This window comes from Lacibacter cauensis, assembly GCF_007830055.1.
In the GTDB taxonomy this organism is placed as follows: Bacteria; Bacteroidota; Bacteroidia; order Chitinophagales; family Chitinophagaceae; genus Lacibacter; species Lacibacter cauensis.
The window spans coordinates 710,540-734,165 of the sequence record NZ_VLLE01000003.1; the positions used below are offsets into that span (position 1 = coordinate 710,540).

General features: G+C 42.5%; 19 protein-coding genes. 7 read left to right on the forward strand and 12 right to left on the reverse strand.

What is annotated here, in order from left to right; genetic code table 11:
- Positions 1 to 8 precede the first annotated feature (8 nt).
- Positions 9 to 2,693, forward strand: a complete 2,685-nt coding sequence (locus IQ13_RS08310; RefSeq protein ID WP_144885852.1) for a glycoside hydrolase family 3 protein — start codon at positions 9 to 11, stop codon at positions 2,691 to 2,693.
- 122 nt (positions 2,694 to 2,815) lie between these two features.
- Here the strand turns inward: IQ13_RS08310 and hemL are convergent, their stop codons facing one another.
- From hemL to hemA, 9 genes are all read right to left on the reverse strand, one after another.
- The gene (gene hemL / locus IQ13_RS08315; protein WP_144885854.1) at positions 2,816 to 4,102 is read right to left on the reverse strand and encodes a glutamate-1-semialdehyde 2,1-aminomutase; all 1,287 of its coding nucleotides are present in this window, start codon (positions 4,100 to 4,102) and stop codon (positions 2,816 to 2,818) included.
- 26 nt (positions 4,103 to 4,128) lie between these two features.
- Positions 4,129 to 4,494, reverse strand: coding sequence for a four helix bundle protein (locus IQ13_RS08320; RefSeq protein WP_144885856.1), 366 nt, complete (start codon positions 4,492 to 4,494; stop codon positions 4,129 to 4,131).
- A 95-nt stretch (positions 4,495 to 4,589) separates the two neighbouring features.
- Positions 4,590 to 5,567, reverse strand: a complete 978-nt coding sequence (gene hemB / locus IQ13_RS08325; RefSeq protein WP_144885860.1) for a porphobilinogen synthase — start codon at positions 5,565 to 5,567, stop codon at positions 4,590 to 4,592.
- A 179-nt stretch (positions 5,568 to 5,746) separates the two neighbouring features.
- Positions 5,747 to 6,109 carry a four helix bundle protein gene (locus IQ13_RS08330; RefSeq protein WP_144885862.1) on the reverse strand — a complete coding sequence of 121 codons (363 nt, stop codon included), beginning with the start codon at positions 6,107 to 6,109 and terminating at the stop codon, positions 5,747 to 5,749.
- Between the two features lie 70 nt (positions 6,110 to 6,179).
- Positions 6,180 to 7,145, reverse strand: coding sequence for an oxygen-dependent coproporphyrinogen oxidase (gene hemF / locus IQ13_RS08335; RefSeq protein ID WP_144885864.1), 966 nt, complete (start codon positions 7,143 to 7,145; stop codon positions 6,180 to 6,182).
- 74 nt (positions 7,146 to 7,219) lie between these two features.
- Entirely contained in the window at positions 7,220 to 8,251 is a 1,032-nt protein-coding gene (gene hemE, locus IQ13_RS08340) for a uroporphyrinogen decarboxylase (protein WP_144885866.1), read from the reverse strand.
- 74 nt (positions 8,252 to 8,325) lie between these two features.
- Positions 8,326 to 9,027 carry a uroporphyrinogen-III synthase gene (locus IQ13_RS08345; RefSeq protein WP_158637353.1) on the reverse strand — a complete coding sequence of 234 codons (702 nt, stop codon included), beginning with the start codon at positions 9,025 to 9,027 and terminating at the stop codon, positions 8,326 to 8,328.
- The gene (locus tag IQ13_RS08350; protein WP_242009502.1) at positions 9,014 to 10,042 is read right to left on the reverse strand and encodes a hydroxymethylbilane synthase; all 1,029 of its coding nucleotides are present in this window, start codon (positions 10,040 to 10,042) and stop codon (positions 9,014 to 9,016) included. The genes IQ13_RS08345 and IQ13_RS08350 overlap by 14 nt, the downstream gene beginning before the upstream one ends.
- Positions 10,014 to 11,294 carry a glutamyl-tRNA reductase gene (hemA, locus tag IQ13_RS08355; RefSeq protein ID WP_242009503.1) on the reverse strand — a complete coding sequence of 427 codons (1,281 nt, stop codon included), beginning with the start codon at positions 11,292 to 11,294 and terminating at the stop codon, positions 10,014 to 10,016. Before hemA ends, IQ13_RS08350 begins: the two co-directional genes overlap by 29 nt.
- Positions 11,295 to 11,496: 202 nt before the next feature.
- Between hemA and hemH the strand changes: the two genes are divergently transcribed.
- The 3 genes from hemH (at position 11,497) to IQ13_RS08370 (ending at position 13,729) form a co-directional block, all read left to right on the forward strand.
- Entirely contained in the window at positions 11,497 to 12,552 is a 1,056-nt protein-coding gene (hemH, locus tag IQ13_RS08360) for a ferrochelatase (RefSeq protein ID WP_144885870.1), read from the forward strand.
- Between the two features lie 144 nt (positions 12,553 to 12,696).
- A complete protein-coding gene (locus IQ13_RS08365) occupies positions 12,697 to 13,242 on the forward strand; it encodes a CopD family protein (RefSeq protein WP_144885872.1) in 546 nt (181 codons plus the stop codon).
- A 124-nt stretch (positions 13,243 to 13,366) separates the two neighbouring features.
- Entirely contained in the window at positions 13,367 to 13,729 is a 363-nt protein-coding gene (locus IQ13_RS08370; protein WP_144885874.1) for a hypothetical protein, read from the forward strand.
- A gap of 104 nt (positions 13,730 to 13,833) precedes the next feature.
- On the opposite strand, the gene hemN is transcribed toward IQ13_RS08370, so the two are convergent.
- Entirely contained in the window at positions 13,834 to 15,198 is a 1,365-nt protein-coding gene (gene hemN, locus IQ13_RS08375) for an oxygen-independent coproporphyrinogen III oxidase (RefSeq protein ID WP_144885876.1), read from the reverse strand.
- A 201-nt stretch (positions 15,199 to 15,399) separates the two neighbouring features.
- Between hemN and IQ13_RS08380 the strand changes: the two genes are divergently transcribed.
- From IQ13_RS08380 to IQ13_RS08390, 3 genes are all read left to right on the forward strand, one after another.
- Positions 15,400 to 17,640 (forward strand): TonB-dependent receptor family protein, encoded by a 2,241-nt coding sequence (locus tag IQ13_RS08380; protein WP_144885878.1) that lies wholly within the window; start codon positions 15,400 to 15,402, stop codon positions 17,638 to 17,640.
- A 133-nt stretch (positions 17,641 to 17,773) separates the two neighbouring features.
- A complete protein-coding gene (gene ileS, locus IQ13_RS08385) occupies positions 17,774 to 21,160 on the forward strand; it encodes an isoleucine--tRNA ligase (RefSeq protein ID WP_144885880.1) in 3,387 nt (1,128 codons plus the stop codon).
- 1 nt (position 21,161) lies between these two features.
- Complete coding sequence (locus tag IQ13_RS08390) at positions 21,162 to 22,004, forward strand: TraR/DksA family transcriptional regulator (RefSeq protein ID WP_144885881.1); 843 nt, start codon at positions 21,162 to 21,164, stop codon at positions 22,002 to 22,004.
- A gap of 86 nt (positions 22,005 to 22,090) precedes the next feature.
- On the opposite strand, the gene IQ13_RS08395 is transcribed toward IQ13_RS08390, so the two are convergent.
- Complete coding sequence (locus IQ13_RS08395) at positions 22,091 to 23,050, reverse strand: bile acid:sodium symporter family protein (RefSeq protein ID WP_144885883.1); 960 nt, start codon at positions 23,048 to 23,050, stop codon at positions 22,091 to 22,093.
- Positions 23,051 to 23,171: 121 nt separating this feature from the next.
- Positions 23,172 to 23,564: an RNA-binding regulator gene (rbp, locus tag IQ13_RS21630; RefSeq protein ID WP_144885885.1), complete on the reverse strand. Its 393-nt coding sequence runs from the start codon at positions 23,562 to 23,564 to the stop codon at positions 23,172 to 23,174.
- Positions 23,565 to 23,626 lie beyond the last annotated feature (62 nt).

Genomic DNA, 23,626 nt, shown 5'->3' on the forward strand with positions numbered 1-23,626 from the left:
CGCAGTATATGAAAAAAATAATTGTTCTATTTTCCCTTGTTTTTAGTGCTCATTTTATTTCTGCACAAACAGTACCTGCGTATAAACGTGCCGATCTTCCGGTTGATGTTCGGGTAAAAGATCTGCTGCAACGGATGACAGCAGAAGAAAAATTCTGGCAACTGTTTATGATCCCCGGCGATCTCGGTACAAACCCATCTGATTACAAGAATGGCATTTTTGGTTTCCAGGTAAATACCGTGCAGCAACAGCAGGGAGCAGCGGCACAATTGCTTAATTACAAGTCGGGACAAACTGCACAGCAAACATTGGCAAAGATCAATGCCATTCAAAAATACTTTGTAGAGCAAACAAGATTGGGCATTCCCATTATTGCATTTGATGAAGCATTGCATGGATTGGTGCGTGATGAAGCAACTGTATTTCCTCAATCCATTGCCTTAGCAGCAACATGGGATACAACGCTGATGAATAATGTTGCCGCTGCTATTGCAAAAGAAACGAAAGCAAGAGGTATTCGTCATATACTTTCACCGGTTGTAAATGTTGCAACAGATGTGCGATGGGGCAGAGTAGAAGAAACTTATGGTGAAGACCCTTTTTTAAGCTCAGTGATGGGTGTTGCATTTGTAAAAGCATTTGAACAACGGGGAGTGGTAACTAATCCAAAACATTTTGCAGTGAATCATGGTGAAGGAGGAAGAGACAGTTATCCCATTCATTACAATGAACGGTTACTGGAAGAAACTTATTTTGTTCCGTTTAAAGCGGTGGTGCAGAAAGGTGGAGCAAGAAGTATTATGACGGCGTATAATTCACTCGATGGTTCACCTTGTTCGGCCAACGATTGGTTGTTGAACAAAAAGCTGCGCAATGATTGGGGCTTTAAAGGTTTTGTATTGAGTGATGCAGGTGCAACCGGTGGTGCTAATGTGCTGCATTTTACAGCTGCAGATTATGCAGAAGCTGGTAAGAAATCAATCGAGAACGGACTGGATGTAATTTTTCAAACAGCATATGAACATCACAAACTGTTTAATAAATATTTTCTTGATGGCAGTATGAATCCTGATGTGATCGATAGCGCTGTTGCAAGAGTGTTGCGTGTAAAATTTGAATTAGGTTTATTCGAGCATCCATACATCGATGAAAGCAAGTTAGAAAAATGGACAGCCGCCGAACACCGTGCATTAACAAAAGAAGCCGCTGTACGTTCGTTTGTGTTGCTGAAGAATGATGTGTTTGGTAAAAGCGGAGCTTCTGTATTGCCATTAAATAAATCGTTGAAAAAAATTGCTGTTATTGGAGTTGATGCAATAGAAGCAAGATTGGGCGGTTACAGCGGACCGGGCAATCAGAAAATTTCTATCCTGCAAGGTATTCAGCAAAAAGTTGGTAGCAACACACAAGTGAAATATGCAGCAGGCCCGGGCAGGCAACATCGTACATGGACATTTGTTCCCGGCAATCATTTGTTTACTATGCAAAATGGAAAACGTATAAAAGGTTTGCAAGGAGAATATTTTAACAATGTAACAATGCAGGGGCAACCGGCTCTTACACGAACAGATGAGTCGATCAATTTTCAATGGACATTGTTTTCACCTGATGCTGCTAAGATCAACTATGATTTCTTTTCTGCACGCTGGACAGGTAAAATAGAAGCACCTGTTACAGGCACTTATAAAATTGGTATTGATGGCAATGATGGATATCGTTTATACCTCAACAATAAACTTATCATCGATAACTGGAAGAAGCAATCGTATTCAACAAAGTTGGTTGATTTCTATTTTGAAAAAGGCAAAGTATACGATCTGCGTATTGAGTATTTTGAACCGGCAGGTAATGCATGGTTTCGTCTTATCTGGAATGTAGGTGTTACTGATCATGCAGAAACAAAAATCAACGAAGCGGTTCAATTAGCAACAAGCAGTGATGTTGCAGTTGTTGTTGCAGGAATTGAAGAAGGGGAATTCAATGATCGGGCATTATTACAATTACCCGGCTTGCAGGAAGAGTTGATCAAGCGTATTGCAGCAACAGGAAAACCGGTTGTTGTTTTATTAGTAGGCGGAAGTGCTGTCACTATGAATAACTGGATCGATCAGGTACCTGCTATACTGGATGTTTGGTATCCCGGCGATGCAGGTGGTGAAGCGGTTGCGGATGTATTGTTTGGTGATCGTTCGCCATCAGGTAAGTTGCCGATTACATTTCCTGTATCGGAAGCGCAGTTGCCATTAGTGTACAATCATAAACCAACAGGAAGAGGTGATGATTACAACAATCTTACCGGTCAGCCTTTGTTTCCGTTTGGATTTGGTTTGAGTTATACGCAGTTTAGTTATTCCGATTTACAGTTAGATAAAAAGCAGGTCAAGGCTGGAGAAAATCTTACAGTAAAATTCAAATTAAAGAACACCGGAAAATACAAAGCAGATGAAGTAGTACAGTTATACCTGCACGATGAACTGGCATCTGTTGCAAGACCGATCAAAGAGTTAAAAGGTTTTCAGCGCATCACGTTAAACCCGGGTGAAGAAAAAGAAGTAACATTTACGATTACTCCCGATTTGTTGACGATGCTGGATGTGCATCTGAAAGAAGTAATTGAGCCGGGTATGTTTCGTATGATGATCGGCAGCTCCAGCACAGACATCCGGTTGAGAGAATTGTTTGAAGTGAAATAGTTTCTGTCGTTGTCTGACGCCCTCGTCTGACAACCATGTTTCGACATGAAACAACAAAGCGATTGAATGTTGAATCGCTTTGTTGTTAGTAAGTAATTTGTCAGACGAGGGCCTCAGACAAATCAAACAAGTTCCTGCAAACTTTCTTTGGTTGCAGCAATGGTCTTATCTAAATCTGCATACGTTAATGCATTGTTGAGGAACCAGCTTTCAAAAGCAGATGGCGGCAAATACACCCCACGCTTCAACATAGCATGAAAATATTTTTTGAACAGTTCATTATTGGCTGATGCTGCTGTTGCAAAATCAACTACTGCATGATCACTGAAGTGAATGCTGATCATTGAACCAAGTTGGTTAATGATATATGGTTGCCCCCATGCTTTCAATACTTCGTTCAATCCATCCCGCAAGTAAATGGTTTTTTCTTCCAGCTCTTTGTAAATAGAGGGATTGTTCTTTAACTCTGTGAGCAATGTATAACCGGCGATCATCGCAATCGGGTTGCCACTCAATGTTCCGGCCTGGTACACATTTCCCAACGGAGCAATGTGCTGCATAATTTCTTTCTTACCACCAAACGCACCAACAGGCATACCGCCACCAATCACTTTTCCATACGTAACAAGATCTGCTTTAATGCCGAGACGTTCCTGTGCACCACCTGCTGCTAAACGGAAGCCCGTCATCACTTCATCAAAAATGAAAACGATTCCTTCGTCATCACATAATTGGCGTAAGCCTTCATGAAAACCGGGCTGTGGTAAAATACAACCCATGTTGCCTGCAACAGGCTCTACAATGATGGCTGCAATATCTCCTTTATGTTCTGCTGCTAATTTCTTCACTGCATCGAGATCATTATACGCAGCAGTTAATGTATCGTTCGCTACACCAGCCGTTACGCCGGGCACTGTTTGAATGTTGAAGGTGGCCACACCGCTGCCTGCTTTTACCAAAAATGAATCCGCATGACCGTGATAATGTCCTTCAAACTTGATGATCTTATTTCGTCCTGTATAACCTCTGGCCAAACGAATGGCACTCATGCAGGCTTCGGTTCCGCTGCTCACCATGCGGATCATGTCAACATTCGGTACCATGCTGAGAATTAACTCAGCCATTTCAATTTCCAATTGCGTAGGTGCACCAAACGAAGTTGAATCCAATGCTTTTTCCTGAATGGCTTTGACAATGGGTTCATGTGCATGACCAAGAATCATGGGTCCCCATGAAGCAATGTAATCGATGTATTGATTACCATCTGCATCATACATGTAAGCACCTTTTGCTTTTTGCATGAAGAGTGGCGTGCCACCTACACTTTTAAATGCACGTACGGGGGAGTTAACTCCACCCGGAATACTTTTCTGTGCCCGTTCGAATAGTTCTTTGCTTTTTTCGTACATAGTTCTGAATGGTCAATGGTGAATGGTCAATGAGATGCCTTCGCTTCAATCAGTCCGCTTAAAAGCTTAAAGCATTTGATCATTGATTCACCAAGTTTAGTTAAATCGTAATTGTTTAAATATTCAATATCTTTTGCAACATCCAGCGCTGCATCAATTTCAATAACAGAGCCTCTGGCAATTTCGTAGTATCGTTTTCGTTCAACTTCCGACTTTCTGGAAGAGCCTTCTGCAATATTCAGATGGACAGATAGTGCAGCTCTTCTGATTTGTGAAATCATTCCGAATTTTTCATCGGCAGGAAAGATCTTGGTTAACTTATAACACTCAAGTGTAAATGTTTTTGAGAAGTTATAGATATCCAGTTTTTGGTGGTTTAGGGTTAGAAACATGGTAAACGATTAAAGGTGATAAATGAACTGTAGCTACAAAATAGTAATTAAGCTTGGCATTCACAATTCACCATTGACCATTCACAAATAGTGTCTTAGTGGTTTAAAATTCTTATTGCGTCTTTTGCAAAATAGGTTGCAATCAAATCAGCACCGGCACGCTTAATCGACGTTAGCACTTCCATGATGGCTTTGTCTTCATTGATCCATCCTTTTTCTGCTGCTGCTTTGATCATGGCATATTCACCACTGATGTTGTAAGCACTTACCGGAACATTCACGGCATTCTTTACTTCACGGATGATGTCTAAATAACTCAATGCAGGTTTCACCATTACAATGTCTGCACCTTCTTCCACATCCATCACAGTTTCTTTAATGGCTTCAATGCGGTTGGCATAATCCATCTGGTAGGTTTTCTTATCACCAAAGCCCGGGGCACTATCCAGCGCATCACGGAAAGGACCATAGAAGCAGGAAGCATATTTTGCACTGTAGCTCATAATACCCACGTTGATGAAATTATTTTCTTCCAGTCCTTTTCTTATTGCACCAATACGTCCATCCATCATATCGCTGGGCGCCACCATATCAGCGCCTGCTGCTGCATGAGAGATACTCATCTTCACCAAGGCTTCGACCGTTTCATCGTTAACAATCTGCCCATCTTTCACAATGCCATCATGACCATACGAAGAATATGGATCGAGAGCCACATCTGTCATCACATACATTTCAGGCACCGCATCTTTAATGGCTTTTATGCTGCGTTGCATCAGTCCGTCTTTATTCCATGCTTCTTTGCCGGTGTTATCTTTTAATTCATCTTTCGATTTTACAAAGAGCAACACAGCTTTCAAACCCATGCTCCAGAGTTCTTTCACTTCGTTCACCGTTACATCTAAACTGTTACGATAGTAACCCGGCATGGAAGTAATTTCCGTTTTTACATTCTCGCCTTCATCAATAAAAAGCGGAACAATGAAATCATCCGGCGTAAGAATGGTTTCTCTTACCATGCTTCTGATGGCTTCTGATTTACGGGTGATTCTGTTTCTTCTTTGTAGATACATAAATGATGTCTGATGTAGGATGGATGATGTCTGATTTGTTTCAGTTCAACCAGCCTGATTTTTTATGTCTGATGTAGAATGGATGATGTGTGATTTGATTTAGCACAATCAACCTGTTCTTCATTAAAAAGAACGGCTGATTTTCAGCTTCATAAATCCTAGATCATAAATCAGATATCCTACATCCGATTTTGTTTCGTTTTATTCGTTTTATCTGTTGCAGCAAAGATGGCCGTTAATTCATTCGCTTCCTTAATCAATCTATCCAACTCTGATCCCGCTTGCAATTTTGCATCTTTTACAACTTCCAGCCAGTAATGACTTTCGTCTGCTTCTTCTAAAACAATTTCAATTTTATAAAGAAAGTCTGCCGGTGATTTTGCTCTGACAGACGCTCTGTAATTTGCTCCAACAGATCCTGCAGAACGAATCAGCTGTTTTGCTGTTTCAAATCCTGCGGCATTTTTCGGAAAGGCTTCACATAAATGAATGACATCTACATGAAATTTTTTTGTTCGGCTTTGTAGTGTTTTTCGATCCATGGATAGTTTTTCTAAGAAAGTTACAAACGATCAGCAACAAATCCGACATCCTACATCAGCCATCCTACATTTAACAGGAGTTCGATCTCTTTGCCCAGGCAACTCTTTCTGCTTCACTTATTTCATTCAGCCAATCTCTCGGGTGCAAACAGGCTTGTAGCAATTTATCTTCTTCACTTCCCGGTTGCGGTTGATAATTATATTCAAAACGCACAGTAGGAGGTAAGCTCATCAAAATACTTTCAATGCGTCCGTTGGTTTTTAAACCGAAAATTGTTCCTCTGTCGTGCACTAAATTAAACTCCACATATCTGCCTCTGCGTATTTCCTGCCAGTGTTTGTTTTCTACAGTGTAAGCAGTTTGTTTTCTTTTTTCTACAATCGGAACATACGCATCAATAAATGCGTTGCCGCATTTTTGTGCAAACTCAATCCAGAAGTTCACATCCTTCTTTTCGTCGGGACGTTGATGATCGTAAAAAATACCACCGATGCCTCTGCGCTCTTTGTTGCGATGCCAGTTTACAAAATAGTTATCGCACTCTTCTTTGAATTTCGGATAGAAGGTTGCATCAAATGCATCGCAGGCATCTTTATAGGTTTGATGAAAATGTTTTGCATCTTCTTCCATCAAGTAATAGGGAGTGAGATCTGTGCCACCGCCAAACCATCTATCGATCACTACATCGTTTTCGTTGTACAACTCAAACATGCGGTAATTACAATGCACTGTTGGTACAAATGGATTAATGGGATGAATCACTAAACTTAAGCCACAGGCGAACCATTTGCTGCCGTTGATTTTTAACTGTGTTCTCATCGCATCGGTTACATCGCCAAACACAATAGAAGTGTTCACCCCACCTTTCTCAAGCACATCACCATTGGCGATCACACGTGTTTTGCCACCACCACCTTCGGCACGGTGCCATTCATCTTCCACAAATACAGCTTTGCCATCGCACTGCTCCAACGCAGCACAAATGCGATTCTGCAAATCGTGAATGAATGCTATCCAGGTTTGTTTTACGTCCATATAATTGTGAATAGTGAATGGTGAATTGTCAATGGGTTCTTACATTCAGATATTCACCATTGACCATTGACCACTCACAATTTATATTCCTTCACTGCCTCTACAAATGCTTTTGCATGATCAACAGGAACATTTGGTGTAATACCATGACCTAAGTTGGCAATGTATCGCTGTGTACCAAATGCATCAATCATTTCTTTCACTGCTTTCTTGATCTCAGGAATGGGTGCTAATAATTTAGCGGGATCAAAATTACCTTGAATGGTGATATTGTTCTGCGTAAACTCTCTTGCCATTTGCGGCGTAATACACCAATCAATACCAACGCCACTTGCAGCACTTTCACTGATATCTTTCAACGCATGCCATGTTCCTTTTGGAAAAAGAATGACAGGTGCATCATCTTTCAACGCTTCTGCAATCTGGAATAAATAAGGTTGTGCAAATGTTTTAAAATCGGCTGGTGATAAAGAACCTGCCCAACTATCGAACACCTGCACGGTGTCTGCACCGGCTTTTACCTGATGCTTCAAATACACAATGGTAATATCGGTTATCTTCTGTAAGAGTTGGTGTGCCATTGCAGGTTCTGTATAAGCAAACTGTTTTGCTTTATCCCATGTTTTGCTGCCTTTACCTTCTACCATATAACAAAGAAGCGTCCATGGTGCACCGGCAAAACCAATGAGTGGTACACGACCATTCAATTCTCTTTTTGTTAAGCTCAATGCATCGTACACATATTTCAAACTTTCTTCGGCACCGGTAGTGATCAATGCATCAATATCTGTTTGTGTTTTGATGGTCTTTGGCAAGGATGGTCCTTTCCCTTCTTCCATCAATACTTCCACACCCATCGCCTGCGGTATTACCAGAATATCACTGAAGATGATGGCTGCATCTACACCCACCTGATCAACAGGTTGCAAAGTAATTTCCGTTGCAAGCTCCGGTGTTTGGCAACGGGTGAAAAAATCATATTTCTCCCGCAGCTTAATATAGTCAGGTAAATATCTTCCTGCCTGGCGCATCATCCACACGGGTGGGCGTTCTACTGCTTCTCCTCTGAGTGCTTTTAGTAATAAGTCGTTTTTTAACTGTGTCATAGTCGTGAGTTGTGAGTCGTTCGTCGTCAGTTGTGATACATGGGTATTTGCACTCACGATTCACCATTGACGATTCACGAAAAATATTCCATCGCCTGCCGCACCAGTTCGTCTTTGCCGGGTGCTTTGCCTACGATGATGGTATTGTTACAATATTGTTGGATTGTTTTTGCTGTTGTATTACCAATGGCAAACAAAATTGTTTGCGCAGGTACTTTATTGTTGCTGAAAAAACTGCTTACGGCACTGGGACTGTAAAATAAAACGGCCTGGTACTCTTTACTTATTTTGTGTGGTGTGTGAATGGTTTCGTACACCAGAATTTCCTGCACATCAATTCCACGTTTGCGGAGGATGGCTGGTAACTCATCTCTGCGTTGTTCGCCGCAAAAGAAAATCACTTCATCCGTATCACTTTCTTCTGCAATACGTTCAGCAAGTTCGGTGGCGTTATTGGCAGTACCTGCAACACTGTGCACGCTAAAACTTTCCTGCAGTAATTTTTTGGTGGTATTGCCCATGCAATAAATGACCCAGTCGGGCTGTTGATCATCTTGCCAGGCAAGTACTGCTGTTACTGCATTCATGCTGGTAAAAACTACTGTTGCAGATTGCAGGTAGGCCTGTTCAATTTCCTGCTGTACTTCTACCGTTTGAATCGGCTCGGTTTCGATGAAGGAAAGTTCATCAATAACGATGCCTTGCTGCAATGCTTCTGCAACAAGCGAACGGGATAGTGGCCGGGTAGATAATATGTTGATTTTATTTTCCTGCATGTTTAATACTATCGGCAATGGCTTTTCCGCCATGCATTAAAATTTCTTCAGCAGCTTCTAATCCAAGATGTGCTGCTTCGGGTATAGAAACAGTGTTTTCGTATTCTGCTTTTTGTTTTCCATCAAGCGAAAAAATATTTCCACGGAAATGAATTTCTTCGTCAATCACTTCTGCATAGGCGCTGATGGGTGTTGAACAACCGCCTAATAATGCACGCAAAAACTCCCGTTCAATTTTTGTACAGAAAGCAGTGTCGGCATCATTAAACTGTACACAGGCGTCCAGAGCATAATCATCCTCTTCTCTGCACACCACCATAATGGCACCTTGCGCAGGTGCAGGTAACATCCAATCCAGCTCAATCGAATTTTCAGGTCGAAGGTTAATACGTTGCAATCCTGCTGCGGCAAAAATGGCTGCATCCCAGTTCTCTTCTTTTAACTTGCGTAAACGTGTGTTTACATTGCCACGCAGATTTTCTACTGCCGAATTCGGATAGCGATGTAACCATTGTGCTTTTCTGCGGATGCTGCTGGTTGCAATGGTAAGTGGCAAGTGGTGAGTGGTGAGTGTGTTGCCGATAGTTGAAGCGTCTTCATTCACCATTGACCATTCACCATTCACAAATCCTAATCGTGTACTCAATTCTTCCCATTCACCTTTCCATACCAACAAATCCTTCACCGGTCCACGTTTCAATACAGCGGCCTGTAGAATGCCTTTGGGTAATTGTGTAGGTACATCCTTCATAGAATGTACAGCAATATCAATTTTATTGTTGAGTAAAGCACTATCGAGACTGCGGGTAAACACGCCCTGTACACCCATTTCGTATAAAGGTGTATTGAGATCAATATCGCCTTCGCTTTTAATGTAAACAAGCTCTGCTTCGTAGCCGTGTTGTGCCAGTAACTGTTTTACCTGTGTGGCCTGCCAGACTGCTAACTCGCTTTCCCTGGTGCCGATGCGGATAATTTTTCCCATTTTATTCTGTGCCGGTAGCAATAAACTCATTGATGGCTTCAATATAGTAACAGCCACGCTGGTTTTGCTCTTTCATTTTTGATGCCATGCAGTTGATCACTTTCTGAATTTTTTCATCGGCTTTGCTGCAGGCTGTATGATGCGGTTGCAAAGTTATATATAATGGGGAAGTATGAATTTCTTTCAGCTTTGTTTTTACGGCTTTCAGCACCGGTACATGCTTACGCATCTGGTACCAATCCATAAATTCGGCTGTATGTTCGGTAATAATCTCTTTGGCTTTTGGTACTTCAGCCTCACGCCTGGCCAGTGTTTCGTCTTTCAGCTTCGAAAGCTCATCTACATTTACCAAGGTTACATTAGGTAATTCGGCTGCAGAGGCTTCTACATTGTTCGGAATCGATAAGTCGATCACGAGTTTGCGTTGCGTACCTGCTAACTGCTGTTTCAGAATGGTTGGTTCAGCAGAGTTGGTTGCCACCAGGATAATGTCTGCTTCGGCAATTTTTTCGCTCAGTGCTTCTATTGGTGCCGAAAACAAACCAAGCTCTTCTGCCAATGCAGCTGCTTTTTCTTCGGTACGGTTAATAAGCGTAATATTTTTTGTACCCAGGTAATCTACCAGGTTTTTACAAGTGTTACGTCCAAACTTACCGGTACCCAGCAACACAATTTTTTTGTTGCGGATCTGTTTTACATGCTCACGAATAAATTGTACAGCAGCAAAAGAAACCGAAACAGTACCATCGCTTAGCCGGGTGTTATTCTTAATGGCCTTGCTTGCCTGCAGCATACAGTTGACTAAACGCTCGGTAAATGCATGGATGCGTTGCTGTTGCTTGGCAGTTTTTGCAGCTTGTTTAATTTGTCCTACAATTTCATAATCGCCAAGTATCTGCGAATCCAATCCGCCGCCTACATGAAACAAATGATCAATCGCCGCTTTTCCTTTTTTTACGTAAGCCCTTGCTTTAAACTCTTCCATGCTGCCTTCTGTTTGGCTGCAGAGCAGTTGCTCCAGCTGCATAGGTTCATCTGCAAAACCATAAATTTCGGTGCGGTTACAGGTAGAAACTACAAAGGTTTCCTGTACACCAAATTCGGGAGCCTGTTTCAGTAGGGTTTCGTATTGATCGGGAGAAAGAGCAAAACGGCCACGCATTTCTGCATCTGTTTTGCGGTAGTTGATACCCGCAATAAAAAATTTCGATATGTCTTTTGTGCCGTTTTTGTGCATGGTGATTGTACCAAAAATCTCAAGCGCAAAAGTAACCTCGGGCATCGCATCAACCTAAAAATTCTGTCATTGCATTGTCAAAAGAAAAAGTGATTTTAATCAGTTGAACGAGTGCTCATTATCAATGAAAAACCGTAGCAGAAAATGCATCAATTCATTACCTGAATAAGACATTTCGTACAAGTTTTCGTGCAGATTGAACTTTTCTTTTGTAATGCGGTTACTTTTGCAAACGATTTAAAATTTCATGGCACAAGCAATACGAAAAGGAATTCTGCTGATGAATCTTGGTTCGCCCGATTCAACCGAGGTAAAAGATGTACGCAGGTATTTGAACGAATTTTTGATGGATGAACGGGTGATTGATATTCCTTATCTGATCCGTGCTTTACTGGTAAAAGGAATTATTGTTCCTTTTCGTGCACCAAAATCGGCCAAAGCGTATCAAAGCATCTGGACGGATGAAGGCTCGCCTTTGATTGTGTTGACGAAGCAATTACAACAGGCCGTGCAAGATGAAGTAAGTTATCCTGTTGAAATTGCCATGCGTTATGGTAATCCAACGGTACAACACGCCTTTGCACAGCTGATGCAGAAAGCGCCTGAGCTGGATGAAGTGATTGCGGTTCCGTTATATCCGCACTATGCCATGTCATCGTATGAAACTGCGGTAGAAAGTGTAAAAGAAATTCATGCAAAAGGAAATTATCCTTTCCAGTTAAATTTTATCAAGCCTTATTACAATAACACCGAGTATATCGATGCGTTGGCAGAAAGTATTAAACCTTACCTGCAACAGGAGTTTGATCATATTCTGTTCAGCTATCACGGAGTGCCCGAACGGCATATTCGTAAAGGCGATACAACCGGTTGTCATTGTTTAAAAGTAAATGATTGCTGTAATGTTGATTCGGCAGCACATACACAATGCTACCGCCATCAATGTGTGGTAACAACAAAACTGGTTGCAAAAAAACTCGGTTTGCCCGAAGGTAAATTCGGTTTTTCATTTCAGTCACGTTTAGGAAAAGAAGAATGGTTAAAGCCCTACACTGCCAAACGTTTTGAGGAAATGCCAAAAGAGGGGATTAAAAAATTATTGGTGGCTTGTCCGGCATTTGTGAGCGATTGTTTGGAAACACTAGAAGAAATAGCAGAAGAAGGGAAGGAAGATTTTATGCATCATGGCGGCGAATCGTTTACCATGATTCCCTGTTTGAATATACATCCCATGTGGGTGAAAGCAGTTGCGGGCTGGGCCAACAATGTAGCAGCAGGAGAGAAGGAGATGGTGCTGGCTTAGAGGTCAATGGTCAATAGTGAGTGGTGAGTGCCGTGCTGTGTGCACCATGGGGCTGTGTAACTTTTATATGAACTTTGTAATGTTAATTTATAATGTTTGGTGTTGCTGTCTTTAATTGACTGTTCACCATTCACCATTCACATCATGTATCTCTACGTTAAAGCACTCCACATCATCTTCATCGTTACCTGGTTTGCGGGATTATTCTACATGCCCCGTTTGTTTATTTACAATGTTGAGGCCAATCAGAAAGACGAGACCAGCCGTAAAGTATTACAGGAGCAGTTTGGTATTATGATGAAGCGTTTGTGGTATGGCATTACATGGCCATCGGCAATTCTTACATTCGTCTTTGGGATATGGGTTTTGTTCGAAAGCGGTTATGCAAAAATTGTGTTTGAACCTGCAGGCAGGTGGATGTTGATTAAACTCATTTTTGTTGTCTTCTTATATCTCTATCATTTTTCTCTGCAGAAAATTCTGAAACAACAACTGGCTGGCGTATTTACCTATACTTCACAACAACTCCGCATTTGGAACGAAGTGGCAACCATCTTCTTAGTTGCAGTCGTGATGCTGGTGGTGGTAAAACAAAACCTCAGTGCATTGTGGGGCGTTCTTGGATTACTGTTGTTTGTGGTATTGCTGATGAGTGCAATTAAGGTTTATAAACTGTTGCGGAAAGCCTGAGTAGTTTCCTCTCAAACGATCGTTCATTTTTAGGTGTGCACTACTTCTTTTCATTTCAGCAAAAGGAAATGATTAGTTTTAGCGTCAAACCATTGCTATCAGGCAAAACCAAAACTCACCAACAATGAAAAAATCAATGCTCGTTTCGGTAGTCTTCGTATCGTTTGTACTTATTATTTTCTCCTGTTCTCGTAAATCGGCAGCTACTTCTTCTGTAAGTAAAAAGGAATCGGCTGCTGTAACCATGTACCAGAGTAGTGTAAAACCATTGATTGCACTCAGGTGCTCGCCGTGTCATTTCCCTGCAGATGGCGGAAAGAAAAGACCACTGGATAATTACGATAGTGTAAAAGTGATGGCTGCAGATATGGTACGTCGTGTAGAATTAAATCCGGGCGAAAGAGGATTTATGCCTTTCAAAAAGTCAAAACTTACTTCAGAAGAAATTGCTGTATTTAAAAAGTGGGCTGAGGAAACAGCGAAATAAGTACAGCTCTATCTTCAATAAATAACAAACCCCAAATAATCGGGGTTTGTTATTTATTGAAACTGGATTTTGGGTATTGCTTACTTTATTTTCAGCATGCATCATCAAATTGCTTTGCTGAACATTGGTTTTACCGTATCTCTTTGCAGGTACAAATCAAATGCACTGCAGATATTGCGGATAAACTGGCGACCTTTTTCGGTTACAACCAATCCGTCTTCATTCAAATAAATTAAGCCATCATCGAGAGGTTGCTGCAGTTGTGGCAATACATATTTGTGGATGAGGCGTTGATCTTCTCTGCGGAACACGGCATAACCCCGGCAACTGATGCCGAGAATATATTTGCGGAAGGCCTTATCTTCTTCACTCAAAAAATAGCCTTTAAAAATGGGCAGTTCGTTGCGTTGGATGCACTCATAATATTCGTGCAGCGATTTTTTATTTTGTCCGAACGCTACGCCAATATCGCTGATGCTTGATACACCCAGCCCAAGCAGCATAGAGGTATGTTGTGTGGTATAACCCATAAAATTGCGGTGCAGTTTACCGGTTTCCCATGCAAGAAACAACTCATCGTTAGGTAATGCAAAATGATCCATACCAATATCAATATAACCCGCAGCCGTAAGCAGCTCTTTTCCTTTCAGGTATAGCTGCAGTTTTTCTTCAGGCGACGGCAGATCGTTTTCATCAAACAAACGTTGTCCACGGCTGGTCCAGGGCACATGCGCATAACTGTAAAATGCAATACGGTCGGGGCGCAGGGCAATTACTTCTTCAATTGTACGTGTTATACTTGCCAGGGTTTGTTTCGGCAAACCATAGATCAAATCGTAATTCACCGAAACAAAGCCAATGGCACGTGCTTCTTCGGTTGCACGTTGTACGTTTTCAAGGGGTTGAATGCGGTTGATAATACGTTGTACTTCGGGGTCGTTATCCTGCACACCATAACTGATGCGGCGGAACCCGAGGTTGTATAATGTTTCTAAATGTTCTTTTGTGGTATTATTGGGATGGCCTTCAATGCTGAACTCATGATGCGGATGTACCGTGGAATGCCCGGTAATAAAATGTATTAAGCGTTCAAGATTGGCAGGTGAAAAGAAAGTAGGCGTGCCACCACCAAGATGCAGTTCACGGATCACCGGTTTTTCCGGCAGCAGCGACAGATAGAGTTGAAACTCTTTTTCAATCATGCCAAGGTATTCCTCTTCTACACTGTGATTGGTTGTAATTTTTTTATTACAGCCGCAGTAAGTACATAGCGATTCGCAAAATGGTAAATGAATATATAAACTGATGCCTTCTTTGTGGTTGTGCAGCTGAAACTGCTGTTGCAACAGATGAATGTATTGTTGCTGGTCGATGTTTTCTTTCCACACCGGCACTGTTGGATAGCTTGTATAACGGGGCACGGGTTTGTTGTAACGGCGTACCAGTTGTTGAAATACTTCGGGTTGCATAGTGCAAAACTGGAGCTTAAATAAGCGTTGTTTGTTGAGGCTGGTTGGTATGGTTGCTGATTTTCATCAGCAGAAACGGCCGGGCTGTACTTTCTGTCATCGGCTTGTCAGCTTTTCCCGTTTACATAACTAGTTTTCCCGATTCCGTAAATGGATTTTTTTATGCTGACTGAATTTTGCGGCGGTTTTTAAAGATTACACATGAAGTACAGAAGAATTTTAATGGCTGCTGTTTGTATGGTTGCAACAGCAGTTCAGGCACAAGAGCAGAACATGGAGCGTGATACACAACGTGTACACACCAAATACCTTTCAGAAATTACCTTGGTTGGCCGAAACACCCGTGCCGATATTCATTTTTTGCCCGAAGTACTGGGCACACAAATCAACGCCGGTAAAAAGAATTCGCTGATTGTTACAGATAATGTGCAAGGGAATGTGGTAACCAACAGTATGCGGCAGGTAATGGCAAAAGTGCCGGGCATACAGGTTTGGGAAAGCGATCCCAGCGGTATACAAATTGGTATTGCTGCACGTGGTCTCAGCCCCAACCGCAGCTGGGAATTCAACCTCCGCCAAAACGGTTACGATATTACAAGCGATCCGTTTGGTTACCCCGAAGCGTATTACACACCACAGCTCAACTCGGTACAACGTATACAGGTGGTGCGTGGCGCAGGCAGTTTGCAATACGGTCCGCAGTTTGGAGGTATGGTGAATTTTGTAATGAAGAACGGCAGCGAAATCAATAAACCTTTTCAATTCGAAACACAGCAAACAGCAGGAAGCTTTGGCCTGTTTAATACATATAATGCAATAGGAGGCGAAACAAACAAAGCACATTATTATGCTTTCTGGGATCGCAGAAGTGGTGATGGCTCACGCCCTAACAGTGCATTTACCGTAAATACCGGCTACGGTTCGGTTACCTTAAAGGCAACTGCTAAACTGAAGCTGGGTATGGAGTACACACATTTCGATTACCGCAGTCAGCAGCCCGGTGGTTTAACAGATGCACAGTTTACGCAGAATCATTTGCAGAGTTTTCGCAGCCGCAACTGGTTCAATATAAAATGGAACATGCTTGCGTTGAACACCGATTATACCATCAATGAAAAAAGCCGTTTTAACCTGAAAGTATTTGGTATGGCGGGCGATCGCAACAGCAATGGCTTTCTGGCTACTCCTAATATCAAAGACACGATCAATGCTGCAACATTGCAGTACAACAACCGCAGGGTAGATGTAGATGAATACCGCAATGCCGGTGCTGAGTTTCGTTATGTAAACGAATACAAAATCGGCAAACTCAAAAATACACTTGCAGCAGGCGTGCGTTATTTCTATGGTAATACAAACCGTAAGCAAAACGGCAAAGGCGATACCAGCAGCGATTATAATTTCAACCTGCTCTCCGATTTTGGTACCAACCTCAGCTTTGTTACCAACAATGCGGCTGTATTTGCCGAAAACATTCTGCACATTGGCGAAAAGTTTATTCTTATTCCGGGTGTACGTTATGAGAGCATCCGCAACAGTGCCAATGGTCGCATCAGTTTTAACAGCAATGGCAGTGAAAATAAAATCAACAATCAAAACCGCACCCGTAACTTTCTGTTGGCAGGTGTGGGTGCAGAATATCATATTGGCAGTACAGAATTGTATGCCAACTGGTCGCAGGCTTACCGCCCCATGTTGTTCAGCGATTTAACGGCTAATCCTACTACCGATGTTATTGATCAGAATCTGAAAGATGCAAAAGGGTACAATATTGATTTAGGCTGGAGAGGCACAGTTAAAGAATATTTATTCTTTGATGTAAGCGGATACTTTTTGCAATACAACAACCGCATCGGTGCCATCACTCAGCAGCGTACCGATGGCAGCTTTTATAATTTCCGTACCAATGTTGGTAACAGCAGCAGCAAAGGAGCTGAATTGCTGGTGGAGTTCAGTCCGGTAAAAGCATTCTTCAAGCAATCAACATCTGGAAATATTACCCTCTTTGCTTCGATGGGTTTTATTGATGCACGATACGATAATGTCAAGGTGGTAACCCGTAATGGAAACACATTAACGGAGTCAACACTCAGCAACAAAAAAGTAGAGAATGCGCCAGAGCAGATCATTCGTACAGGTATTACCTACAGCTACAAAAAGCTTACGGCTAATGTGCAATACAATTACGTTAGCAAAGCTTTCAGCGACGCCAACAATACAGTTACACCGGTAGCAACAGGTGTTAACGGTCTCATCCCTTCTTACCAGGTGGTGGATATTGCGGGAACGTATAAGTTTACCGAGCGCTTTTATGTAAAAGGCGGCATCAGTAACCTGTTCAACGAAAAATACTTTACCCGCAGGGCTGGTGGTTATCCCGGTCCCGGTATCATGACAGCCGAACCACGTAACTTTTTCTTTACCGTGGGAGCGAAGTTTTAAATTGTTCCTGTTTCATTGTAAAAACCCCAAACGGCAAGGCTGTTTGGGGTTTTTGGCTGAAATACGCCTCGTTTGCCTTCCTAAACTTCTTACCTTTGGCGACTTTTAGACGAATTACGACCGATATAATTATATGAGTACGAAATACAGAGAGTTTTCACAGCTGAATTTGCCCTCCATTGAACAGGAAATACTGGCAAAATGGGATGCCGAACAGGCATTTCAGAAAAGCATCGAGGTAAGAGAAGGGGCTACACCTTTCGTGTTTTACGAAGGTCCGCCCAGTGCCAACGGTATGCCCGGCATTCACCACGTTATTTCCCGTACGCTGAAGGATCTGGTATGTCGTTACAAAACCATGAAAGGTTTTAAAGTAAACCGTAAGGGCGGATGGGATACGCATGGTTTGCCCATTGAGTTGGGAGTTGAAAAAGAACTCGGTATTACCAAAGAAGATATTGGCGTAAAGATCACGGTTGAAGAATACAACAAGAAGTGCCGTGAAGCGGTATTGCGTTATAAAGACAAGTGGGATGAGATTACGAAGAAGATGGGTTATTGGGTTGATCTGAACGATCCCTACATCACTTTCGATAACAACTACATTGAAACTCTGTGGTGGTTACTACAGCAGTTGTACAAAAAAGGATTGCTGTACGAAAGTGTAAGCATTCAACCGTATTCACCTGCAGCAGGCACCGGTTTGAGTAGTCATGAACTGAACCAGCCCGGCACCTACAAAGATGTAAAAGACACGAGTGCAACTGTGATGTTCCGTGCCACACAGGATGAGAAGAGTAAATTTTTGCATGATGCAGTACATGGTGCAGAAGTATTCTTCATGGCGTGGACCACTACACCTTGGACATTACCAAGCAACCTTGGCTTAACGGTTGGCCCCAATATTGACTATGTGTTGGTGCAAACCTTCAATCCGTATACACACCTGCCCGTAAATGTTGTGCTGGCTAAAGACCTGGTGCACAAGTATCTGAAAGCAGAAGGAGAGAACGGCGATTTTGAAGGCTACAACGGCGAACAGAAATTATTACCGTGGAAGATCATCACTTCATTCAAAGGCTCCCAACTCGAAGGTTTGCATTACGAGCAACTGTTGCCGTACGAAGCCAACAGCATTGATGAAGTAAAACGCATTACGCCTGATGCTGATCCTTTCCGTGTATTGATCGGTGACTTTGTTACAACAGAAGATGGTACCGGTATTGTGCATACTGCTCCTGCCTTTGGTGCAGATGACTATCGTGTAGGTAAAAAATACAACATTGGTATTTTAACCATGGTTGATCGTGAAGGAAAGTTCCTTGATGGATTAGGTGAGTTCAGCAATCGTTATGTAAAGAATTACAAAGACGAGAAAGAGTATGTAGATGTGAATGTTGACATCTGCGTAAAACTCAAAAAAGAAAACCGTGCATTTAAGGTAGAGAAATACGAACACAGTTACCCGCATTGCTGGAGAACGGATAAGCCAATTCTTTACTATCCGTTGGATGCATGGTTCATCAAAACCACTGCCATCAAAGACAAGATGGTGGAATTGAATAAAACCATCAACTGGAAACCAAAATCAACCGGCGAAGGCCGCTTCGGCAACTGGTTAGAGAATATGGTTGACTGGAACCTGAGCCGTTCACGTTTCTGGGGTACCGCATTGCCCATCTGGAAAACAGAAGACGGTGAAGAAGAAATTTGTATCGGCACTGTAGAAGAGTTGAAAGAAAATGCAGCGAAAGCAGATGCAACACTTGGCACCAACAATGCAAAATATTTGGGTAACGATATCGATTTACATAAACCGTATGTAGATGAGATTGTGCTCATCAGCCCAAGCGGCAAACCCATGAAACGTGTACCTGACTTAATTGATGTTTGGTTCGACAGTGGTGCAATGCCGTATGCACAGTGGGGATTGGATCATGAGAAGGTGAAGAAAGGAGAGAAGTATCCGTTCAAACTTCCTGCAGGCGTTGAAAAGTTTGAAGATCTGTATCCTGCAAGCTTTATTGCGGAAGGTGTGGATCAGACACGTGGATGGTTCTATACTCTTCATGCAATTGCATCACTCGTGTATGATAGTGTTGCGTACAAAACTGTTGTAAGTAACGGATTGGTGTTAGATAAGAATGGTAACAAAATGAGTAAGCGCCTCGGCAACGTGGTGAACCCATTTGAAACCATCGAGAAGTTTGGTGCCGATGCTACACGCTGGTACCTCATTACCAATGCATCGCCCTGGGATAATTTAAAGTTTGATATTGAAGGCATCAAAGAAGTGCAGCGCAAATTCTTTGGTACGCTGTATAATACCTACCAGTTCTTCGCTTTGTATGCCAACGTAGATGGATTTGCGTTTAAAGAAGCTGCCATTCCGGTAAAAGATCGTCCGGAAATTGATCAGTGGATTTTGTCATCCCTTCATACACTGATCAAAAAAGTAACGGATGCAATGGATGATTACGAACCAACGCAAGCCGGCCGTTTAATTGAAGAATTTGTAGATGAGCATTTGAGCAACTGGTATGTGCGTTTGTGCCGTCGCCGTTTTTGGAAAGGCGAATACGAGCAGGATAAGATCAGCGCTTATCAAACTTTGTACGAATGTTTAGAAACGGTACTTCGCTTAATGGCACCTGTATCGCCATTCTTCAGCGATGCTATTTTCACTGAGCTCAACAAAGTGAGTGGCCGCTTCAACGCAGCATCTATCCACCACGTTGATTTCCCTGTTGCAGATGAATCATTAATCGATGCAGCTCTGGAAGAACGCATGCAGTTGGCACAGGATGCTTCTTCTTTGGTGCTTTCGCTCCGCAAAAAAGTGAACATCAAAGTGCGTCAGCCTTTGCAGAAAATATTGATCCCGGTGTTGAGTAATGGTATGCAGGAGCAGTTTGGTAAGGTGGAAGATATTATTAAGAGTGAGGTGAACGTAAAGGAGATTGAATACCTTACTGCCGACAATACGTTCATTAAAAAGAAGATCAAACCCAACTTTATTGCATTGGGTAAAAAGCTTGGACCAAAGATGAAGGCAGTTTCAACGGCGCTTGCAGCCTTCACCCAGGAACAAATTGCACAAATTGAGCGTGAAACTGTTTATAATCTGTTGATAGAGAATGAAACCGTTCCATTATATTTGACAGATGTAGAAATTCTCAGCGAAGATGTACCCGGTTGGATGGTAACCAATAAAGGAGCCGTAACCGTGGCGCTGGATGTAACCATTACCCCCGAATTACTCAACGAAGGGAATGCCCGGGAACTGGTGAACCGCATCCAGAAAATCCGCAAGGAGAGCGGGTTTGAGCTGACTGACAGGATTGCTGTAGAGCTATCGTTTAACGAGGCTCTCGAGCCATCCATCACTCAATTTAAATCCTATATTTGCGCCGAAATTTTGGCAGACAGCCTCGAAATGGTTCCCGAATTAACCAACGGAACAGATATTGAGGTAAACGATTTTAACCTAAAAGTTCAAGTACTCAAAAAAGGAGGATAGAATGGCAACTAAAAAGAAAGCAGCCAAAGCAGCCCCTAAAAAAGTGGCTAAACCCGCAGCAAAACCAGCACCCAAGAAGGCGGCGAAGCCTGCTGCGAAAAAGCCTGCTCCTAAACCCGTCGCCAAAAAGGCTGCAGCGAAACCGGCACCCAAAAAGGCAGCTAAACCTGCTCCTAAACCGGTAGCGAAGGCCGCCAAACCGGTTGCAAAGCCAGTAGCCAAGCCTGTTGCAAAGCCAGCAGCGAAACCAGCGCCCGTAGAAAAACCCGTGAGTGCAATTAAACCGACCGTTAAACAAGCAATCAAAGAATTGAAAAAAGAAGCAAAAAAGCCGGCACCTCCCAAAGAGATTAAGCCTATCAAAACATCGGTGAACACATCGGTGAAATATCAACCCGATTTTACAAAATCAGTATTAGATAAAACAGTGGAAGAAAAACCTCAAGGACCGTTGGTTCGTTACAGTGATGCCGACCTGCAGGAGTTTAGAGAACTCATCCAACGTAAACTGGAAGCGGCAAAGAAAGAATTATCGTATTTACAGGGTTTAATTACCCGTAAAGATGACCAGGGTGGTGATGGCGACGATGGCCGTTATATGACCATGGAAGATGGCAGCGTAAGTATGGAGCGTGAACAACTGAGCCAGATGGCCAGCCGCCAGATTACTTACATCGACCACCTCGAAAAAGCCCTGATGCGTATTGAAAATAAAACCTACGGTATTTGCCGTGTAACCGGTAAGCTGATTGATAAAGCCCGTTTACGTGCAGTGCCACATGCAACCCTGAGCATTGAAGCGAAGATGGGTATTGTAAAAGGTCCTCAGCCAGCAGGCGAGTAATTGTCAGCGGCAATAAAATTTGTTACTCCTCCTTTATGGAGGAGTTTTTTTATGTGGCTGTTGCTGATTGCTTGTTTACAGCATCCTCATCGTTTACCCAGCTTTGTTGCAATAAAGCTCACAAAGAAAATCTGGAAGGCATGGAATAACATCAGCGGCAACAATATAATGCCGATAGCTGCTGTGTGGCTGAACAGGATTTTCGAAAAAACAGTTCCATGGATCAACGATTTTTTAGTACCGCAAAATTGTGCAGTAATGCGGTCTTCAATAGAAAATTGTAAGCGTTTGGCAATAGAACCGGTAAGAAAATAAATGAAGAAGAATAATCCGGTAACGATGATTGACAGCAACAACAGGTGTGTCCACCGCATATTGCTGAAAATCTTTTCTTCAAACGATTCTGCAAAGCTTTTGTAAATGATCAGCAGAATTACACTCTTGTCGAACATCGACAGATACTTGCTGTAACGTACTGCATATTTTCCCCCAAAACGTTGCAATAAAATCCCCGCCAAAACAGGAAGCATGATTTCAACAATCAGTTTTTTATAAATAATACCAAGATCGAAACCTGCCGTACTTGTTTGCAGAAACAAACCCATCCATAAAGGTGTAATCAGAATACCAATAATGCCTGAGATGCTGGCATTAAAAATAGCAGCAGGAATATTACCCCGGGCAATGGATACCATTACCACCGATGATGAAACGGTAGATGGCAATGCTGCAAGAAATAAAACCGAGAGCCACAACGTTTCTTCCTGGAAGATTTTTGCCAACGGATAAAATGGTAATACAACCAGTGGGAAAAAAAGAAAAGTTGAAACATGAATGAGCACATGCATCTTCCAGTTTTTTAAACCGGCCACCAGTTTATCGGGACTGAGTTTTAATCCATAAAAAAAGAAGATGAGTGAAATACCAACTGAACCGATTGTATCTAACGGAACAGCACTTTTATTGGAGCCCCATTGCGGAAAGAAGTAAGCCAGTACAATAACAGCAATGATGAATAAAACAAAAGTATCGGTTTTGAACTTCATGAGCGTGTAGCTTCTTTTTGCAGAATACAGTACAAAGGTATAGGCAACCAATTTGCAGTTGAACGAAATAAAAAAACCCTTCGCTTGCCGAAGGGTTTTATGTAGACGAGTTATTGTTGGATTAATAGTCTCTGCTATAACCACCGCCGCCACCTTTGTAGCCGCCGCCACCGCCACGGTTGCCGCCGCCTTTAAAGCCGCCGCCACCGCCGCCACGGTAACCACCACCGCCGCCGCCACCGAAGCTGCGCTTTTTGAAGCCACCGTCATCTTTCTTAGGCTGTGCTTCGTTTACTACAATCTTACGACCTTGAACGTCTGTGTCGTTCAATTGACTGATCGCAGCTTGTGCTTCTTCTGCATTGTCCATTTCAACAAATGCAAAACCCTTGCTACGGCCAGAGAATTTGTCGGTTAAAATTTTGGCAGAGCTAACAGTGCCAAATTGCTCAAACAGAGCAGCGAGGTCTTCGTTCGTCATAGACCAGGCGAGGTTTCCTACGTAAATGTTCACAATAAAAAAATTAAAAAAAAACAATTATGAACCAGATAGCAACTGAAAACCGAAGGAAACTG

What these genes read in the sequence shown, in the direction of transcription:
- hemH (WP_144885870.1), top strand. Translation starts at nt 11,497, where the DNA reads ATGGCACAAGCAATACGAAAAGGAATTCTGCTGATGAATCTTGGTTCG.
- ileS (WP_144885880.1), top strand. Translation starts at nt 17,774, where the DNA reads ATGAGTACGAAATACAGAGAGTTTTCACAGCTGAATTTGCCCTCCATT.
- IQ13_RS08310 (WP_144885852.1), top strand. Translation starts at nt 9, where the DNA reads ATGAAAAAAATAATTGTTCTATTTTCCCTTGTTTTTAGTGCTCATTTT.
- IQ13_RS08320 (WP_144885856.1), bottom strand. Translation starts at nt 4,494, where the DNA reads ATGTTTCTAACCCTAAACCACCAAAAACTGGATATCTATAACTTCTCA.
- hemA (WP_242009503.1), bottom strand. Translation starts at nt 11,294, where the DNA reads ATGCCCGAGGTTACTTTTGCGCTTGAGATTTTTGGTACAATCACCATG.
- IQ13_RS08390 (WP_144885881.1), top strand. Translation starts at nt 21,162, where the DNA reads ATGGCAACTAAAAAGAAAGCAGCCAAAGCAGCCCCTAAAAAAGTGGCT.
- hemN (WP_144885876.1), bottom strand. Translation starts at nt 15,198, where the DNA reads ATGCAACCCGAAGTATTTCAACAACTGGTACGCCGTTACAACAAACCC.
- hemB (WP_144885860.1), bottom strand. Translation starts at nt 5,567, where the DNA reads ATGTATCTACAAAGAAGAAACAGAATCACCCGTAAATCAGAAGCCATC.
- IQ13_RS08350 (WP_242009502.1), bottom strand. Translation starts at nt 10,042, where the DNA reads ATGAGTTTATTGCTACCGGCACAGAATAAAATGGGAAAAATTATCCGC.
- IQ13_RS08330 (WP_144885862.1), bottom strand. Translation starts at nt 6,109, where the DNA reads ATGGATCGAAAAACACTACAAAGCCGAACAAAAAAATTTCATGTAGAT.
- hemE (WP_144885866.1), bottom strand. Translation starts at nt 8,251, where the DNA reads ATGACACAGTTAAAAAACGACTTATTACTAAAAGCACTCAGAGGAGAA.
- IQ13_RS08395 (WP_144885883.1), bottom strand. Translation starts at nt 23,050, where the DNA reads ATGAAGTTCAAAACCGATACTTTTGTTTTATTCATCATTGCTGTTATT.
- IQ13_RS08380 (WP_144885878.1), top strand. Translation starts at nt 15,400, where the DNA reads ATGAAGTACAGAAGAATTTTAATGGCTGCTGTTTGTATGGTTGCAACA.
- IQ13_RS08345 (WP_158637353.1), bottom strand. Translation starts at nt 9,027, where the DNA reads ATGCAGGAAAATAAAATCAACATATTATCTACCCGGCCACTATCCCGT.
- hemL (WP_144885854.1), bottom strand. Translation starts at nt 4,102, where the DNA reads ATGTACGAAAAAAGCAAAGAACTATTCGAACGGGCACAGAAAAGTATT.
- IQ13_RS08365 (WP_144885872.1), top strand. Translation starts at nt 12,697, where the DNA reads ATGTATCTCTACGTTAAAGCACTCCACATCATCTTCATCGTTACCTGG.
- IQ13_RS08370 (WP_144885874.1), top strand. Translation starts at nt 13,367, where the DNA reads ATGAAAAAATCAATGCTCGTTTCGGTAGTCTTCGTATCGTTTGTACTT.
- hemF (WP_144885864.1), bottom strand. Translation starts at nt 7,145, where the DNA reads ATGGACGTAAAACAAACCTGGATAGCATTCATTCACGATTTGCAGAAT.